Annotated in this window: 16 protein-coding genes; 7 read left to right on the forward strand and 9 right to left on the reverse strand. The window is 63.8% G+C overall.

Annotated features, from left to right (window positions below):
• Nucleotides 1–3 precede the first annotated feature (3 nt).
• The 4 genes from BVU17_06280 to BVU17_06295 are packed head-to-tail and all read left to right on the forward strand — an operon-like array spanning nucleotide 4 to nucleotide 3,653.
• Entirely contained in the window at nucleotides 4–741 is a 738-nt protein-coding gene (locus BVU17_06280) for a 3-isopropylmalate dehydratase (GenBank protein AUG47150.1), read from the forward strand.
• Nucleotides 741–1,736: a signal peptide peptidase SppA gene (locus BVU17_06285; GenBank protein ID AUG47151.1), complete on the forward strand. Its 996-nt coding sequence runs from the start codon at nucleotides 741–743 to the stop codon at nucleotides 1,734–1,736. The genes BVU17_06280 and BVU17_06285 overlap by 1 nt, the downstream gene beginning before the upstream one ends.
• 40 nt (nucleotides 1,737–1,776) lie before the next feature.
• A complete protein-coding gene (locus BVU17_06290; protein ID AUG47152.1) occupies nucleotides 1,777–2,898 on the forward strand; it encodes a hypothetical protein in 1,122 nt (373 codons plus the stop codon).
• Between the two features lie 35 nt (nucleotides 2,899–2,933).
• The gene (locus tag BVU17_06295) at nucleotides 2,934–3,653 is read left to right on the forward strand and encodes an ATP-binding protein (GenBank protein ID AUG47153.1); all 720 of its coding nucleotides are present in this window, start codon (nucleotides 2,934–2,936) and stop codon (nucleotides 3,651–3,653) included.
• 28 nt (nucleotides 3,654–3,681) lie between these two features.
• Here BVU17_06295 and BVU17_06300 read toward each other — a convergent pair whose 3' ends face one another.
• Entirely contained in the window at nucleotides 3,682–4,650 is a 969-nt protein-coding gene (locus BVU17_06300; protein ID AUG47154.1) for a glucose-1-phosphate thymidylyltransferase, read from the reverse strand.
• A gap of 84 nt (nucleotides 4,651–4,734) precedes the next feature.
• Between BVU17_06300 and BVU17_06305 the strand changes: the two genes are divergently transcribed.
• Nucleotides 4,735–5,376 (forward strand): NTP pyrophosphohydrolase, encoded by a 642-nt coding sequence (locus BVU17_06305; GenBank protein AUG47155.1) that lies wholly within the window; start codon nucleotides 4,735–4,737, stop codon nucleotides 5,374–5,376.
• A 13-nt stretch (nucleotides 5,377–5,389) separates the two neighbouring features.
• Here BVU17_06305 and BVU17_06310 read toward each other — a convergent pair whose 3' ends face one another.
• Both BVU17_06310 and BVU17_06315 read right to left on the reverse strand, forming a co-directional pair.
• A complete protein-coding gene (locus BVU17_06310) occupies nucleotides 5,390–5,779 on the reverse strand; it encodes a methylmalonyl-CoA epimerase (protein AUG47156.1) in 390 nt (129 codons plus the stop codon).
• Between the two features lie 82 nt (nucleotides 5,780–5,861).
• Nucleotides 5,862–7,544, reverse strand: coding sequence for a methylmalonyl-CoA mutase (locus BVU17_06315; GenBank protein ID AUG47157.1), 1,683 nt, complete (start codon nucleotides 7,542–7,544; stop codon nucleotides 5,862–5,864).
• Between the two features lie 129 nt (nucleotides 7,545–7,673).
• Between BVU17_06315 and BVU17_06320 the strand changes: the two genes are divergently transcribed.
• Nucleotides 7,674–8,147 (forward strand): peptidylprolyl isomerase, encoded by a 474-nt coding sequence (locus tag BVU17_06320; GenBank protein AUG47158.1) that lies wholly within the window; start codon nucleotides 7,674–7,676, stop codon nucleotides 8,145–8,147.
• 22 nt (nucleotides 8,148–8,169) lie between these two features.
• On the opposite strand, the gene BVU17_06325 is transcribed toward BVU17_06320, so the two are convergent.
• Nucleotides 8,170–8,754 (reverse strand): GNAT family N-acetyltransferase, encoded by a 585-nt coding sequence (locus BVU17_06325; protein ID AUG47159.1) that lies wholly within the window; start codon nucleotides 8,752–8,754, stop codon nucleotides 8,170–8,172.
• A 108-nt stretch (nucleotides 8,755–8,862) separates the two neighbouring features.
• Here BVU17_06325 and BVU17_06330 point away from each other — a divergent pair, with 108 nt between their 5' ends.
• A complete protein-coding gene (locus BVU17_06330; GenBank protein ID AUG47160.1) occupies nucleotides 8,863–9,567 on the forward strand; it encodes a helix-turn-helix domain-containing protein in 705 nt (234 codons plus the stop codon).
• 19 nt (nucleotides 9,568–9,586) lie between these two features.
• Here the strand turns inward: BVU17_06330 and BVU17_06335 are convergent, their stop codons facing one another.
• The 5 genes from BVU17_06335 to BVU17_06355 are packed head-to-tail and all read right to left on the reverse strand — an operon-like array spanning nucleotide 9,587 to nucleotide 14,525.
• The gene (locus BVU17_06335; GenBank protein AUG47161.1) at nucleotides 9,587–10,324 is read right to left on the reverse strand and encodes an ABC transporter ATP-binding protein; all 738 of its coding nucleotides are present in this window, start codon (nucleotides 10,322–10,324) and stop codon (nucleotides 9,587–9,589) included.
• Nucleotides 10,317–11,072, reverse strand: a complete 756-nt coding sequence (locus tag BVU17_06340; GenBank protein ID AUG47162.1) for an ABC transporter ATP-binding protein — start codon at nucleotides 11,070–11,072, stop codon at nucleotides 10,317–10,319. The genes BVU17_06335 and BVU17_06340 overlap by 8 nt, the downstream gene beginning before the upstream one ends.
• A gap of 1 nt (nucleotide 11,073) precedes the next feature.
• Nucleotides 11,074–12,222 carry a branched-chain amino acid ABC transporter permease gene (locus BVU17_06345; protein ID AUG47163.1) on the reverse strand — a complete coding sequence of 383 codons (1,149 nt, stop codon included), beginning with the start codon at nucleotides 12,220–12,222 and terminating at the stop codon, nucleotides 11,074–11,076.
• Nucleotides 12,222–13,166, reverse strand: coding sequence for a branched-chain amino acid ABC transporter permease (locus BVU17_06350; GenBank protein ID AUG47164.1), 945 nt, complete (start codon nucleotides 13,164–13,166; stop codon nucleotides 12,222–12,224). The genes BVU17_06345 and BVU17_06350 overlap by 1 nt, the downstream gene beginning before the upstream one ends.
• A 9-nt stretch (nucleotides 13,167–13,175) precedes the next feature.
• Nucleotides 13,176–14,525, reverse strand: a complete 1,350-nt coding sequence (locus BVU17_06355) for an ABC transporter substrate-binding protein (GenBank protein ID AUG47165.1) — start codon at nucleotides 14,523–14,525, stop codon at nucleotides 13,176–13,178.
• Nucleotides 14,526–14,599: the final 74 nt, after the last annotated feature.

The following is a 14,599-nucleotide window of genomic DNA, read 5'->3' on the forward strand; positions in this document are numbered from 1 at the left end:
GGTATGGCACACATACAGGTCCACCGCGACGACATTTCTCTCGACTCACCGACATTGATCGAGGGACTCCCGGGCGTGGGGCTCGTCGGCAAGATCGCCGCTGACCACCTTGTCGATGTCTACGACATGGAGTACTACGCGTCGGCCCACTGTGAGGGGTTGCCAGAAATCGCCGTGTACGAAACGGACGACCCAGACGTTCGCCCGCCGGTCCGGCTGTACGCGGACGAGGACCGCGACCTGCTTGTCCTCCAGAGCGATGCCCCGATCTCCCCGTCCGGCGCGAAGGAGTTCGCCGGCTGTATGGTCAGCTGGTTCGAGGCTAACGACGCGACGCCGGTCTATCTCAGCGGCCGTCCGGCCGAGAAAGACGGGGTTCCGGGCGTGTACGGCATCTCGACGGGCGACGGGGCGAGGCTGCTCGCCGAGGCGGAGGTAACTCCGCCCTCTGAGAACGGCGCGATCACTGGGCCGACCGGCGCGCTGGTCCACGAGTCACAGCGAATCGGCCTGACGAGTGTCGGACTCATCGTCGAAGCCGACCAGCAGTTCCCCGACCCGGAAGCGGCGCGGGCGCTGCTCCAGACGGGCCTCAGTCCGCTAGCTGACTTCGAAATCGACACCGAGGCGCTGGTCGAGCAGGCTGAAGAAATCGGGCGCGCCAAGGCACAGCTGGCACAGCAACTACAGGAGAATCAAGAGGAGAGTACGAGCGCGCGACCGCTCGGGATGTATCAGTAATGGCGGGCGCAGATGACATCGTTCGTGGGCTACTGGTCGTAATCGTCGTCGCTATCGGCACGGTTCTGGGATGGGTGCTGTTTGTCAGAACACCTGACAACCTCGCCCAGTTGCTCGGCGTCCTGCTGGTCGTCGCTGTCGCCGTCGCCACAGCCCGTATCGGCAGCAACATCGCCAGCTCCCTCCTCCCGGTACACAACGTCGCGGAGGTCGCTGTCGAAGGGCCGATCAGCCGTGACGGCGGTAGCGGCATCACCAGCCCGCCGGTCGGTGCGTCGGCTGACGACATCGTCGAACAGATCGAACGGGCCGACGAGGACCGCGGCTCGAAGGCACTGCTCCTGAAGCTCAACACGCCGGGAGGCGAAATCGTCCCCAGCGAGGACATCCGCATCGCCGCCGAGGAGTTCGACGGCCCGACCATCGCTTACGCGACGGACGTGTGTGCAAGCGGCGGCTACGACATCGCCGCCGGCTGTGACGAGCTGTGGGCGCGAGAGGGCTCTATCGTCGGGTCAATCGGCGTCGTCGGATCGCGGGTCAACGCCAAGGAACTGGCCGACCGGTTGGGCCTCTCTTACGAGCAGTTCACCGCCGGTGAGTACAAGGACGCCGGCGTGCCGCTGAAGGAGATGTCCGAGGACGAGCGCGAGTACCTGCAGGGTATCGTTGACGATTATTACGACCAGTTCATCGACACCGTGGCCGAGGGCCGCGAGATGGACACCGAGACGCTCAAAGCCACCGAGGCGCGTATCTTCCTCGGCGAGGAAGCGGACGAGCGTGGACTCGTCGACCGACTCGGCACGCGAGACGATGTCGAGGCGAGTCTGGAACAACGGCTGGGCGAGGATGTGACGATCAAGGAGTACGAGCCTGAACGCGGACTTGCAGGGAAACTCCGCGGGGGCGCACAGCAGGTCGCCTTCGCCCTCGGTGCGGGTATCGCCGGCGTCGCCGACGGCGATATCGAAGGCCTCTCCTTCCGGCGATAGCTCGGGAGGTTTTTTATTCGGGGACCGCCTTCGCCGTAGTGTGACTACGCTGGTGGTGTGTATCGACAGAGACAGTCCGGCTGCAGCGGCGTGTCCCGTCGTCGGCCGCGACGCCGTCGAGTCACTCATCACCCAGACGGGCGTCGTTGACCCGGAAGACAGCCGGGTCAACTGCCTCCTCGAAGGGCTCGCAGTCACCGATGAACTCGAAGCCGAGGGGTCCTCGCCGGTCCTCGCCGTCGTCGGTGGCGGGAGCGACAGCGTCGGCTCGGACCGGGAGATAGCTAGCCAGATAGAGAGTCTGGTCGCCGAGCACGACCCCGACTCCGCGGTCGTCGTCGTCGACAGCGCCGACGACGAGCGGCTGGTTCCAATCATCGAGAGCCGCGTTCAGGTCGACGCCGTCGACCGCGTCGTCGTCCGTCAGGCCCGCGACATCGAGTCGACGTACTACCTGCTCAAGCAGTTCCTGGCCGACGAGGAACTGCGAAAGACAGTGCTGGTCCCCGTGGGAATCATCATGCTCGCGTTCCCGCTGTTGCTCGTCGTCACCAGCCCGACCATCGCCGTCGGCGCTATCGCGGCCGCCGTCGGCGTGTTCCTCATCTACAAGGGACTGGGTATCGACGCGTACCTGTCGCGGCTTCCCGGCCAGACCCGGGAAGCGCTGTATTCGGGACAGGTATCGCTCGTGACCTACGTCGTCGCCGCCGGGCTCTCGCTCGTCGGGGTCTTCGCCGGCGTGCTGGGCGTCTCCGCGGTCGGTGACATCAGTCCGTTCTTGCTTGCGAACCGTTTCGCCTTCGCGTCCGTCCCGTGGCTGACCGGCGCGGCGCTGGCCGCCTCGCTCGGTCGCCTGCTGGACGAACTCATCCAGCAAGAGGGGGTTCGGAGCGCGTACGTGAATCTCCCGTTCGGTGCGGTCGCAGTCGGCCTCGTCGTTCGTGGTTTTTCTGCGTACTTCCTCGAACGCGGTGGCGTGTTCGAGCCGTTTCAGGTGCCGGAGACGAACCTCGGCATCGTACAGATTCAGGGGTTCTTGCTGGAGGCTGGCACCCGTCTCGCGCTATTCATCCTCGCGGGTATCCTCATCAGTCTCGTTGGCGTCCGAGTGGCGACCTACGTCAGCCACACCGATATCGAAGACGAACTGGTGGAATAGACAGCGATTTACGCCGCCGACGGCTACCGGCGGCCATGACAGACGGCGCGTGGGTTTCGCTGTTCTCCGGCGGCAAAGACTCCTCGTGGGCGCTGTACCGGGCACTGGAACGAGGCCATCCCCTCGAACGCCTGGTGACGGTCCACCCGGACGGCGACTCGTACATGTACCACGTCCCGGCGACCCGGTTAGCCCGCCTGGCTGCCGAGAGTATCGGCATCCCACTGGTCGAGGTCGAGCCTGCCGATTTCGAGGCCGAGGACGTGTCCGACTCGGGCGAGCAGGGCGACGCCGAACTCGAACCGCTGGAAGCAGCACTGCGCGAACTCGACGATGAACTGGACGGCGGCATCACCGGTGTCACCGCCGGGGCTGTCGAGAGCGAGTACCAGACGACCCGCATCGAATCGATGGCCGAACGACTCGAAGCCAACGTGTTCGCGCCGCTGTGGCAAGAGAACCCACGCGACCTCGCCGACGCGATGCTGGATGCCGGCTTCGAAATACAGATTATCCGCGTGGCCGCCTACGGCCTCGACGAGTCCTGGCTGGGTCGCACGCTCGACGCCGACGCGCTCGACGAACTGGAATCGCTCAACGACGAGTACGGTGTCCACATCCTCGGGGAGGGCGGCGAGTTCGAGACGCTGGTCACCGACGGCCCGCACATGGACCGGCGAATCGAACTGGCGTACGAGACGGAGTGGGACGGCAGTCGGGGGACGCTCAAAATCGAAGACGCGTGGCTGGCGTAACTCACAGCGCCTGCAACATCGGTGGCTGTTAGCTCCCGTCCGTCAGCTGCGTGTGTGCACCGATGAGTGCGCCGGCGAGGTCTAAACTCTCGACCTGTGTCTCTCGGTCGATAATCGACTGGCGGATATCCGAATCGAGGATCATCGTGTCCGGGAACACGATGGTGTTGTCGAGGCTTGAGTTGACGACCTCGGCTCCCGAGAGGACGTGGACGTTCGCTCCGAGCGTAGTGTTCTCGATGGTCGCGTCCTCCGCGACAACGCTGTCCCCGTCGAGTTCCCACGCGACGGCCTCCAGATAGCTTTCGGGCGTCCCGATGTCGTACCAGGCGTCGTCGAAGGTGAACGCACGGACCGGCCCGTCGTCGACGAGCCACTGGATGAACCAGCCGGGTTCGTCCGGATTGTTCCCGTCTTCGAGGTACTCGTCGAAACGAATCGCACCGGGCGGAAAGGCGTAGCAGGCAATCGAGACGAGGGTACTGGTGGGGTCGTCGGGCTTCTCCTGGAACTCCGTAACTTCCTCGCCGTCGAGTTCGATGAGACCGTAAGAGCTGGCCTTTTCTAGGGATCCGACATCGTAGGCGGCGAGCGTGGGGTCGTCGTACTGCTCGAAGTAATCGACGAACTCCGCGATGTCGAAGCTAATGAGGTTGTCGCCGGCAATGACCAGCAGGGCTTCATCGCCGAGTCCTTCCCGGTCGACCAGTTGGGCGAGTGCGCCGACGACGCCGAACTTCTCGTCCTCCTCGGCGGTTTCCTCGACGGTCAGGGACGGCTTCTCGAAGTTGCTCGCGGCGATGTGGTCCCGGAAGTCGTCGGCAAACCGCTGGTTCGTGCTGACAAACACGTCGGTAATGCGATCGTCCGCCTCTAACTCGCCGAGAATCCGGTCGATGACAGTCGTCTCACCGACAGGAAGCAGCATCTTGGGCCGGTGCTTGGTGACAGGCCAGAGTCGGGTGGCGTACCCGCCTGCAAGGACAATCGCTTTCATGTTCGAAAAGAGACAAGCAGAATACAAGTTCTTTTTCATCGGCTGGACCGCGGCACTTATCGGTGCCCCGGAGTACAACCCCGTATGACTGACGACGCCGACGGGCAGGGGACTGCGGATGCGAACCTCACGGAAAAGATCAACCAGACGAACGTCGACGAGCGCATTTCCAGTCTGGAGGCGGCCTACGACGAGGTTCCGGTCACCGAGAAGACCTTCGAGCTATCACCTGACGAATATGCCGACGTGTTTACTGCGACACGTGGCACTGGGTACTCCGGGAACAGCGTCGTGTTCGTCACCCGAGACGGCTCCAATTTTCCGGACCTAAGCCAGCAGATACCCGAGCAGGCTGCCGGCGACACCCGCGACCGGGTGCTGCTGGTGCTGGGGCGCGGCGCTGACATGTGGGCACTCCCGGGCGGCGGCAAGGGCGATGAGTACGAGTCAGTGCAAGGGACAGCCATGCGCCGTGTCAACGAACAGACAGGGATCCGCTGTACGGTCACTGGAGTCGCGGAGGTCGTCCACTCCAAGTACTATCCGAACACCGATGCACAGGGGTCGGTACATACGCTCGATATCTACCTCGAAGCGGAGTACAAGAAGGGGAGCCTCGACGTGGACGAGTCGGAACTCGTCGGCGCGGCGTGGTTCGCGGAGCCACCCGAGCGCCTGACGCCGGGAGCCGAGGAACGGTTTGCGGCCCTCCTCGACGACAAGTGAGTATCGCAGGCGGTCAGTGCTCGACCAGTTCCACGAGCACGCCGCCGGTCGACTTCGGATGGAGGAACGCCACGTCGTGGCCCCACGCGCCAGGTCGCGGTTCCTCGTCGATTCGGTCGATACCACAGTCACTGACAGTCTCCAGCGCGGCAGCAATGTCGTCTGTCGCTAGCGCCACGTGGTGGATGCCTGGACCGTTGCTGTCGAGGTATCTGGGAATCGCGCCGTCGGCGTCCGGCAGCGGCTCTAGCAGTTCGAAGTAGCCGTTGTCCATTTCCAGAAACGTCACGTGGAGGCCATCAAACGTCTCCTCGTGGACGACCGGTGTCCCGAAGGCGTCAGCGAACAGTTCTGCGAGCGGGTCGGCGTCATCCGTCGCGATGCCGGCGTGGTCGAATTGCATGGACGGCCGTACACCGGGATAGCTTATAATTCTGGGAGCATTGAGGGCTGGAAAGCAGGCTGAATCTACGTTTCGACCGATCTCACATCGACGAGCCGGGCTGGTATTCGCCGAACACGTCGCGGAACACGTCACACACCTCGCCGGTCGTGGCGTACGCCTTTACCGCGTCGATGATATAGGGCATGACGTTCTCGTCGCCCTCGGCGGCGGCTCGGAGCGCGTCGAGTTTCGCCTCGACGGCCTCCTCGTCGCGTTCCTCCCGAACTGTGGCGACGTTGTCCTGCTGGGCCTGCTCGACGGCCTCGTCGACCTCCTCGATGTCTTGCTCGCCCTCTTCCTCGACCTGATACTCGTTGACGCCGACGATGATGCGCTCGCCCTCCTCCTGTTCGCGCTGGCGCTCGAAGGCCACGTCCTGAATCTGGCGCTGGACCCACTGCTCCTCGATGGAGCGGCGCATGCCGCCGCGCTCGTCGACCTCTTCGATGAGTTCGCGGGCCTCCGCTTCGAGTTCGTCGGTCAGCGACTCGACGTAGTAGCTCCCGGCGAGCGGGTCGATGGTGTCCGCCGCGCCGGACTCGTGGGCGAGAATCTGCTGGGTCCGCAACGCCGTTCGGACGGACTCCTCGGTCGGCAGGCCGATAGCCTCGTCTTTGCCGTTGGTGTGGAGGCTCTGGGTCCCCCCGAGGACGGCCGCGAGCGCCTGGTAGGAGACCCGAACGACGTTATTCTCGATCTGCTGGGCGGTCAGCGTTGATCCGGCGGTCTGAGTGTGGAACTTCAACTGTTTGGACTTCGGGTTCTGGGCGTCGAAGCGCTCGTCCATGATTCTCGCCCAGAGGCGACGCGCCGCCCGGAACTTCGCCACCTCCTCGAAGATGTTGTTGTAGGAGGCAAAGAAGAACGATAGCTGGGGCGCGAACTCGTCCACATCGAGGCCGGCGTCGATGGCGGCTTCGACGTACTCTATGCCGTCGCCGAGGGTGAACGCGATCTCCTGCGCGGCCGTGGAGCCGGCCTCGCGGATGTGATACCCTGAAATGGAGATGGTGTTGAACTTCGGCGTCTCGGCGGCGCAGAACTCGAAGATGTCGGTGATGAGCCGCATCGACGGCTCCGGCGGGTAGATGAACGTGTTCCGGGCGATGTATTCTTTGAGGACGTCGTTCTGGATGGTCCCGCGAAGTTCCTCGCGGTCGACGCCCTGCTTGTCGCCGACAGCGATGTACATCGCCAAAAGCACCGATGCGGGAGCGTTGATGGTCATGCTCGTCGACACCTCGTCCAGCGGGATGCCGTCGAACACGGTCTCCATGTCGTCGAGTGAGTCGATAGCGACGCCGGTCTTGCCCACCTCGCCGGCGGCCATCGCGTGGTCGGAGTCGTAGCCCATCTGCGTCGGCAGGTCAAACGCCATCGACAGCCCGGTCTGGCCCTGATCGAGCAGGTAGTTGAACCGTTCGTTGGTCTCCGTCGCGGTCCCCATCCCAGCGTACTGGCGCATCGTCCAGAGTCGGCCCCGATAGCCGGTCGGATACACGCCGCGAGTGTATGGCTCCTGGCCGGGGAAGCCGATGTCCTCCTCGTAGTCGACATCGGAGATGTCTTCGGGGGTGTACAGACGGTCTACTTCGTGTCCCTCGGTGTCCGTGGTGAACGTCTCCTTACGTTCGCCAAAGCGGTCGACGGTGGGCTGGACGTCGTCTTCTTCCCACTGAGCCTTCGACTCCCGTATCTCCGCCAGCTCGTCGGGGTCAAACATGGGCGGACTGTCGGACGGCGGAGGCTTAAGGGTTCTTAAATCCTTCACGGTTTGTAATACATCTCCTGCGGCGATCCACGGCGGGGTGTTCCGAGGTGGGTTTATATCGTCGTCATCTACCGAGGACGTATGCCAATCGAACCGGGTGACGGTGTCACCATCGAATACGTCGGCCGCTTCGAGGACGGGGACGTCTTCGATACGTCACGTCCCGAAGTCGCCAGAGAGCACGGCCTTATCGAGGCACAGGGCGTCGACGCGAGCGAGTACGCACCGCTTTCATTCACTGTCGGTGCAGGAGAGATCATCGAGGGGATCGACGAGGCGCTCGTCGGCATGGCTGCGGGCGAGGAAGCAACTGTCACAGTCCCCCCGGAGAAGGCCTACGGTGAGTTTCAGCCCGACCGCGTCCGCGAGTACGACCCCGACACGTTCGAGGGCATGGTGGGAAAAGAGCCCGACGTCGGAATCCATGTCGAGGCCGAAAACGGGCTTCACGGAGACGTGACTGCTGTCCGAGACGACGTCGTCGAGGTGGACTTTAACCACGAGTTGGCCGGCAAGACACTCGTGTTCGACATCGAAATCGTCGACGTCAGATAAGCCGTTCGTCGTGGGTAGCCGATCAATCGCCCGTGTCGTACTTATAGGTCGCTTCGTCGGGGTCGATGCCGAAGTCTTCGGGACCCTCCTCCGGCTCGGCCTCCTCGGATTCCCCGGCACTAGCCTGCTTGAACCGCGTGCGGAGGTGGCCGGGTACCTCGAATCGGTCGACGGCCACCCGGAGCGGTACCGCGTCCGGCTGGGTGTTCTCCTGTTTGGTCGCGAGCCGGTCCCGAAGCGAGTCAGGGAGTTGCGCCGGCTCGAGGCGCTCGAAGCCGAACTGCGCGAGGAACTCCGAGGCGTTCGTCAGCGAGTAGACGGTGTCGAACCCTTCATCGCCCGCGTACTCGACTAGCCGCTCGATGACGTGGGCACCGACGCCCTGATTGCGCCATTCGGGCAGGACACCGATGCTGGTCAGTTCACAAACCGGTTCGTCGCCGCCCTTGTGGATACGGATGCGGCCAAAGCCCGCCTTCTCGTGGCTCTCCTCGTCGATAGCGACAACGTAGTCCCGGGATCTGAAAGCCGTCTCGTCCAGCCCCATCTCCTCGATACGGTCGAGCAACCAGACTTCCTCGCGGTTTTTCGCATCCCGGACGTACATACCTGAAAGTTAACTGCCGCAGTCAAAAGGGTTTGCGGCGTGGCTGACATGGGCTAACGAGGTGGCGGAGAGGCAATCACTAAGGCAATCCAACATGATTGATTGCCCATGATATCGCTCGAGATGGACATGGTCCAGTACGACTGTCCGTACATCGACACGACACGGGACTACGAGGTGTCGTTTCTGGCCAAACAGTGGGATTTTCACCCTGTCGAGCGAGAGCTTGAGACCCGGATCATGGTCAACGGGGCGGACCGGGAAGAGCTGGACCGGGGGCTGAACGCGCTCGAAGCACACGACCACATGGAGTCTTATCAGCTGCTCCGCCGGAAGGGCGATCTGGCGCTCATCCGCTCGCGCATCGATGAGACGAACGCGATGAGCGTCATCCGCGACCACAGCGGCTACATCACCGGGCCGTTCCGCATCCGGGATGGGTCGGAGATCTGGCACGTCGGCTTCGATACCGAGCGCGTCGCCGAGGGGACCCTGTCGGAACTGGACCGGGACAACGACTACACGATCCGGTCCCGCGAGTCAGTCGACCTCGAAGATTACTACGACTTGCTACAGAACATCGATTCAGCGAAGCGGCTGGTCGATGGCTGTCGGGAACTATCGGACGTAGAACGAGATACGCTGGAGAAAGCCGTCGAAGGCGGCTACTTCGACACGCCCCGAGACGCCACCCTGTCGTCGCTCGCCGAGGAGTTCGGCGTCTCAAAGATGGCCATCTCAAAGAACCTCCGGCGGAGTCAGCGGAAGATACTCGACCGCGTCACGACGGCGATGAACGACGTGACGGAGTGAAGGTAGTTGATATTTGCCGCTACTCCGCCCCGCTCCCCTGCATCAGTTTCTGGATGTCTTCGTCGGCCGCTAGCTCTTCGGGGTCGCCGCTGGCGATGATATCTCCGCGCTCGATGACGTACAGGCGGTCCACGACTTCTGGGACGTGCGTGACGTTGGACTCCGCGATGAGAACCGCGATGCCTCGGTCGTTGATAGCCCGGATGTAGCGCTTGAGGCTCTCGACGACGACCGGAGCTAATCCCTCCAGTGGTTCGTCGAGGATGAGCAAATCAGGCTGGAGCGCCAGCGCCCGGCCGATAGCGACCATTTTCGCCTGGCCGCCACTGAGGTTCTGGACCTTCGCGTTCCGGCGGTCATCGAGTTCGGTGAGCACGTCGTAGACGCTCTCGATAACTGCGTCCTCGTCGTCGATGGCGCGGGCCTCCCCGCTGGTCCATATCGGGAGCCGGAAGTTCTCGTCGACAGTCATCCCGGTAAACAGCTTCCGGTCTTCGGGCTGATAGCCGATGCCTCGCTTGGGAATCAGCTCCGAGCGGATGCTGGTCAGCTCCTCGCCGCGAAATTTGACTGAGCCGCTCCAGACCGGTGTCAGACCCATGATACCGCGGAAGGTACTCGTCTTACCGGCTCCGTTGCGGCCAACGAGCCCGACCGCCTCGCCGGCGTTCACGTCGAGGTCGATGTCCTCGGTCACCTGGAACCCCTCGACGGCGGCGTTGAGGCCGCGAACGGACAGCAGCGAGTCGCTACTCATCCTCACCCACCCCAAGGAGGAGCCGCCGGAGTTCGTCGTCGGTTTCGAGCATCGTCGGCGGGCCGACCCCGTGGACTGCGCCCTGATGGAGCGCGACGACGCGGTCGGCGTACTCCGTGACGATGTCCATGTCGTGCTCGATGGTGACCGTCGTGACGCCCTCGGCCCGGCCGACCTCGACAATGGTCTCGATGACGTACTCCTTCTCACGGGTCGACACCCCGGAGGTCGGCTCGTCGAGCAGGAGGTAATCCGGGTCGAGGCCGAACGACATCGCCACGTCGAGCAGTTTTCGGTCGCCGTGGGGGAGCTCTTCAGCGACGGTGTCGGCCGCGTCTTCTAGGCGGAACTTCTCGAGCAGTTCCTCGACCTGTGCCTCGACCTCCTCGTGACCGTCGGCCATCGAGAACAGGCTCCAGGTCTTGTCCCGTTCGGTCAGCACGACTGTTCGGAGGTTCTCCCGGACCGTCATCTCCTCAAACACCTTGACGACCTGAAAGCTCCGAGCGATACCGGCGTCGACGCGCCCGTTCGCCGACATCCCGGTGATGTCGTCGCCGTCGAGGACGATGGAGCCCTCATCCGGTGAGAGGAAGCCGGTGAGGAGGTTGATGAACGTCGTCTTCCCGGCCCCGTTCGGGCCGACGATGAAGACGAGTTCGCCTTCCTCCTTGCCGAATTCGAGCGTGATATCGTCCGTTGCGACCAGTTCACCGAAGGACTTCCGCAGATTGCGTGCTTCGAGCATCTCAATCGACTCCAAAGAGGATTATCCGCAGGCTGGTCAGTGCCGCTGTCACCTTCCGTTCTATCGACTGCGCGGCGCTCCGGCCCCACGTCGACAGGATGGACGGTTCCCGGCGCAGTTCACTGAGCCGCGCGTTGACGACACCGCCGGACCGGAGGGACCCGACGATGCCCCGTGGGAACCCATACACCAGTATCAGGAGCACCACGCCGGTCAGGAACTCGTAGTACTGGGTGATGTCCTGCCCCACGTCCTGCAGGAATATGAGGACGACACCGCCGATGAGCGGGCCGACCAGCGTCCGGAACCCGCCCAGAATTGCCATGAACAGGATGTCGCCCGACCGGAGAAAAAACAGCGTCCCCTCCGGGCGGACGTACTGGCGGACGACGGCGTACAGCCCGCCCGCCACGCCGCCGTAGAGGCCCGAGATGACGAACGCGGCCCAGACGTACCGTCTGACCGGCAGGCCGATGAACCGCGCCCGGGTCCGCTCCTGCCCGATGGCGTCTAAGGCGTTGCGGAACGGCGACTGCGTGATGCGGTACATCACGAACAGGCCGACGAGGATGACGACCACTGTCAGGTAGTACGTCAGAATCTGGTACACATCGGGGCTGAACGCAGTCCCGAACAGAAGCGGCTGGTTCGCCGGCCCCGGCCGAATCGGAAGTCCGTCGCTCCCGCCGAGGGCGCTCTGTCCGAGCGCGATTGCGTAGAGGAGCTGTCCGAAGGCCAGCGTCAGGAGCGCGAAGTACAACCCCGTGTGTCGCAGCGACAGGACCCCGATGATGGCAGCCATCACCGTCGCGGCCGCGATGGCCCCGAGCAACAGCAGGCCGACGCTCTGGACGCCGGCATAGCGTGCGAGGACTGCAGTCGCGTACGCGCCGGTGCCGAAGAAGGCCGCGTGGCCAAACGATGTGAGCTTCGTATGGCGAAGCAGGAGATTCAGTCCGACTGCCGCGAAGCCGAACAACAGCCCCTGATGGATGACGCTGAGCTGGAGGCTATCTGAGAGGCTCGCGATGTCGGGGATGAGGAACAGGAACACGACCCCGAAGACGAGAAAGGCTCCTTCCCGACGGGTCAGCTCAACCCCGAGGAAGCGGTACGCTGGCGTTCCGTCGCGGTCGATGCGCTCAGGCATCACGCTGTCTCACCCCACGTTCCGAACAGGCCCTCTGGCTTGACCAGCAGGATGAGCGCCATGATTGCGAACGGGGCCGCGATTTCGCCGGGCGGGTACAGCGTAATCATCCAGCTCCGGATGACACCGACGAGGAGTGCGCCGACGAACGCGCCGCGGAGGCTTCCGAGGCCGCCGATGACGATGACGACGAAGGAAAGCACGAGCGGATTGGTGCCCATCTCAAGCGTCGCCGCCGTCGGCGGGACGGCCATCGCGCCAGCGAACCCCGCGAGGAAGGCTCCGAGAGCGAACACGAGCGTGAACACGCGGTCGGTGCTGACGCCGATGGCAGTCGCCATCTCGCGGTCGATGGCCGTTGCTCTGATGATGCGCCCGGTCTTCGTGCGTTCGAAGAACCAGAACAGTCCCGCAACGACGGCCGTGCCGACGAAGATGACGAACACGTTGTAGGTCGGGTAGTTCAGCCCGACGAGTTCGCTCGTCGGGATTGTGTTGATAGCGCTGTAGACGGCGTCGGTCCGTATCGAGCTGTCCCCCCAGATGAACTTCTTCACGTCGAGGAGGATAAGCAAGAGAGCGAAGGTCAGAACCAGCTGGTACACCTGGTCGCGGTCGTAGATCTGGCGCAGGAACACCGCTTCAAAGAGGGTGCCGACGGGGAGGAGGATGGCCGCCGTCACCAGCACGGCGGCGAGGACCGCGAGTATGAACACGGCGGTGCTGACGACGCCACCGCCCGGCGGGCCGACGATACCGATAAGAAACCCGAACACGCCGATGGCGGTGTACGCGCCCAGCGAGAACAGTTCTCCGTGGGCGAGGTTCAGGACATCCAGAATCCCCAGGATGACGGTCAGTCCCGAGGCGATCATGAACAGGATGAACCCGAACTGGATGCCGTTGAGCGTCTGGACGAGCGCGGCTGTGGGTGTTACGGCCATGGCTCGGTATCAGGCGCTCCAGCTGTCCAGCCAGTCGCTCCCGGTAACGCCCGGCGGCGGCGCTGTCTCGGTGGCGGCGTAGGTGTTCACGTCTTCGAGCCTGGCCGCGCCGAGATCGTCGTTGTACACCATCTGCCCGGCGAAGGAGTTCGACGCGCCCTGATGGTCCTCGGCGATGTTGTGGTAGCCGGCCGGTGTGAAGAAGCCGTGGCCCTCCAGAACCTGCGCGATCTGCTCCTGACTCGGGTAGGTGCCCAGCAGGTCGATGGCCTTCTCGACGGCCGTCGCCCAGGCGGTGACCGCCCCGTACCCGCTCATGTAGTGAGCCGTCGGGACCGTCACGCCATCCTGCTGTGTCGCGGCGTCGAACAGTTCGCGGCCGGGCTGCCAGTTCCCGAGCGCCGGCAGGCCCCAGTAGTAGTTGCGCGACCCGGAGTAGATGTCCGTCCCGGCCAGTGCATCGCCCGGCACGTCGCCGGCCGCGCTGTACAGCGTCGTGCCGAACACCGTCGTGTTCTCGAACATGTCGTTGGCGTTGGCCTGCCGGACGAACGTCGTCACGTCGCCGCCCCAGAGGCTAGAGAAGGTCACGTCCGGCTCTTCGTTGTTGATCGAGGTGATGTGATTCGACATGTCACTGGCCCCGAGTTCCGGGAATCCCTCGTAGACGATTTCGGCGTCCGTGAGCTTCTGAATGGCCTGTGTGAACACCCGCATCTCGTCCTCGCCGAAGGAGTAACCGGGGTTGACACCGGCGACGGTCGAGATGTTGTCAGCGCCGATGCGCTCGACGGCCTCGCGGGCCATCGTCACCACCTCCATGATGTCGTAGTTCTGGAAGCGGAAGGAGTAGGTCGGGTCGGTGACCGTCTCCTCGTAGAGCGTCGTCACCGTCCCGTCGGTCCCGACGTTGATGACCTCGTTTTTCTCGACTTCGGGGGCGATCTGACTGTGCGTGCCACTGGAGATAGGACCGAAGGTGACCTCTTTCCCTTCCTCGATGAACTGGTTGTAGCTGTCAAGGGGATTTGACCCCTCGTTGACCACGTCCAGTTCGATTTCTCGTTGCCCGCCGATGCCGCCCGCCTCGTTGATGCGCTGGACTGCGAGCTCGGCCCCGCGCTGGGCCTGAATCCCGAGGACGCCCGGGGCGCCACGGGTGAACGTCAACAGCCCGGCCTGTATCGGTTCCTCGGAGATGCCGCCGCCGGACTGCCCGCCCTGGTCCGCCGTGTCGCTGTCGCTCAGCAACGTCGAGCAGCCAGCGAGCGCTGCGGCGACGGCCGAGCCGCCAATCGCGGAGAGCAGTTGTCGCCTGCCGATACCTTCGCTGTCATGGTCCGTTGTCGTTCGTTTCATAGGTGTGTCCCAATACGCCCCGGACGAGTCCGGGGAAGCTGGTCACGCAGTGTGTGCCACGCTCACAGGGATAG

This window comes from Haloarcula taiwanensis, from assembly GCA_002844335.1.
Taxonomy (GTDB): Archaea; Halobacteriota; Halobacteria; order Halobacteriales; family Haloarculaceae; genus Haloarcula; species Haloarcula taiwanensis.

Coding starts and splice junctions, on each gene's coding strand:
- BVU17_06280 (AUG47150.1), top strand. CDS start 4: ATGGCACACATACAGGTCCACCGCGACGACATTTCTCTCGACTCACCG.
- BVU17_06285 (AUG47151.1), top strand. CDS start 741: ATGGCGGGCGCAGATGACATCGTTCGTGGGCTACTGGTCGTAATCGTC.
- BVU17_06295 (AUG47153.1), top strand. CDS start 2,934: ATGACAGACGGCGCGTGGGTTTCGCTGTTCTCCGGCGGCAAAGACTCC.
- BVU17_06300 (AUG47154.1), bottom strand. CDS start 4,650: ATGAAAGCGATTGTCCTTGCAGGCGGGTACGCCACCCGACTCTGGCCT.
- BVU17_06305 (AUG47155.1), top strand. CDS start 4,735: ATGACTGACGACGCCGACGGGCAGGGGACTGCGGATGCGAACCTCACG.
- BVU17_06310 (AUG47156.1), bottom strand. CDS start 5,779: ATGCAATTCGACCACGCCGGCATCGCGACGGATGACGCCGACCCGCTC.
- BVU17_06315 (AUG47157.1), bottom strand. CDS start 7,544: ATGTTTGACCCCGACGAGCTGGCGGAGATACGGGAGTCGAAGGCTCAG.
- BVU17_06320 (AUG47158.1), top strand. CDS start 7,674: ATGCCAATCGAACCGGGTGACGGTGTCACCATCGAATACGTCGGCCGC.
- BVU17_06325 (AUG47159.1), bottom strand. CDS start 8,754: ATGTACGTCCGGGATGCGAAAAACCGCGAGGAAGTCTGGTTGCTCGAC.
- BVU17_06330 (AUG47160.1), top strand. CDS start 8,863: ATGATATCGCTCGAGATGGACATGGTCCAGTACGACTGTCCGTACATC.
- BVU17_06335 (AUG47161.1), bottom strand. CDS start 10,324: ATGAGTAGCGACTCGCTGCTGTCCGTTCGCGGCCTCAACGCCGCCGTC.
- BVU17_06340 (AUG47162.1), bottom strand. CDS start 11,072: ATGCTCGAAGCACGCAATCTGCGGAAGTCCTTCGGTGAACTGGTCGCA.
- BVU17_06345 (AUG47163.1), bottom strand. CDS start 12,222: ATGCCTGAGCGCATCGACCGCGACGGAACGCCAGCGTACCGCTTCCTC.
- BVU17_06350 (AUG47164.1), bottom strand. CDS start 13,166: ATGGCCGTAACACCCACAGCCGCGCTCGTCCAGACGCTCAACGGCATC.
- BVU17_06355 (AUG47165.1), bottom strand. CDS start 14,525: ATGAAACGAACGACAACGGACCATGACAGCGAAGGTATCGGCAGGCGA.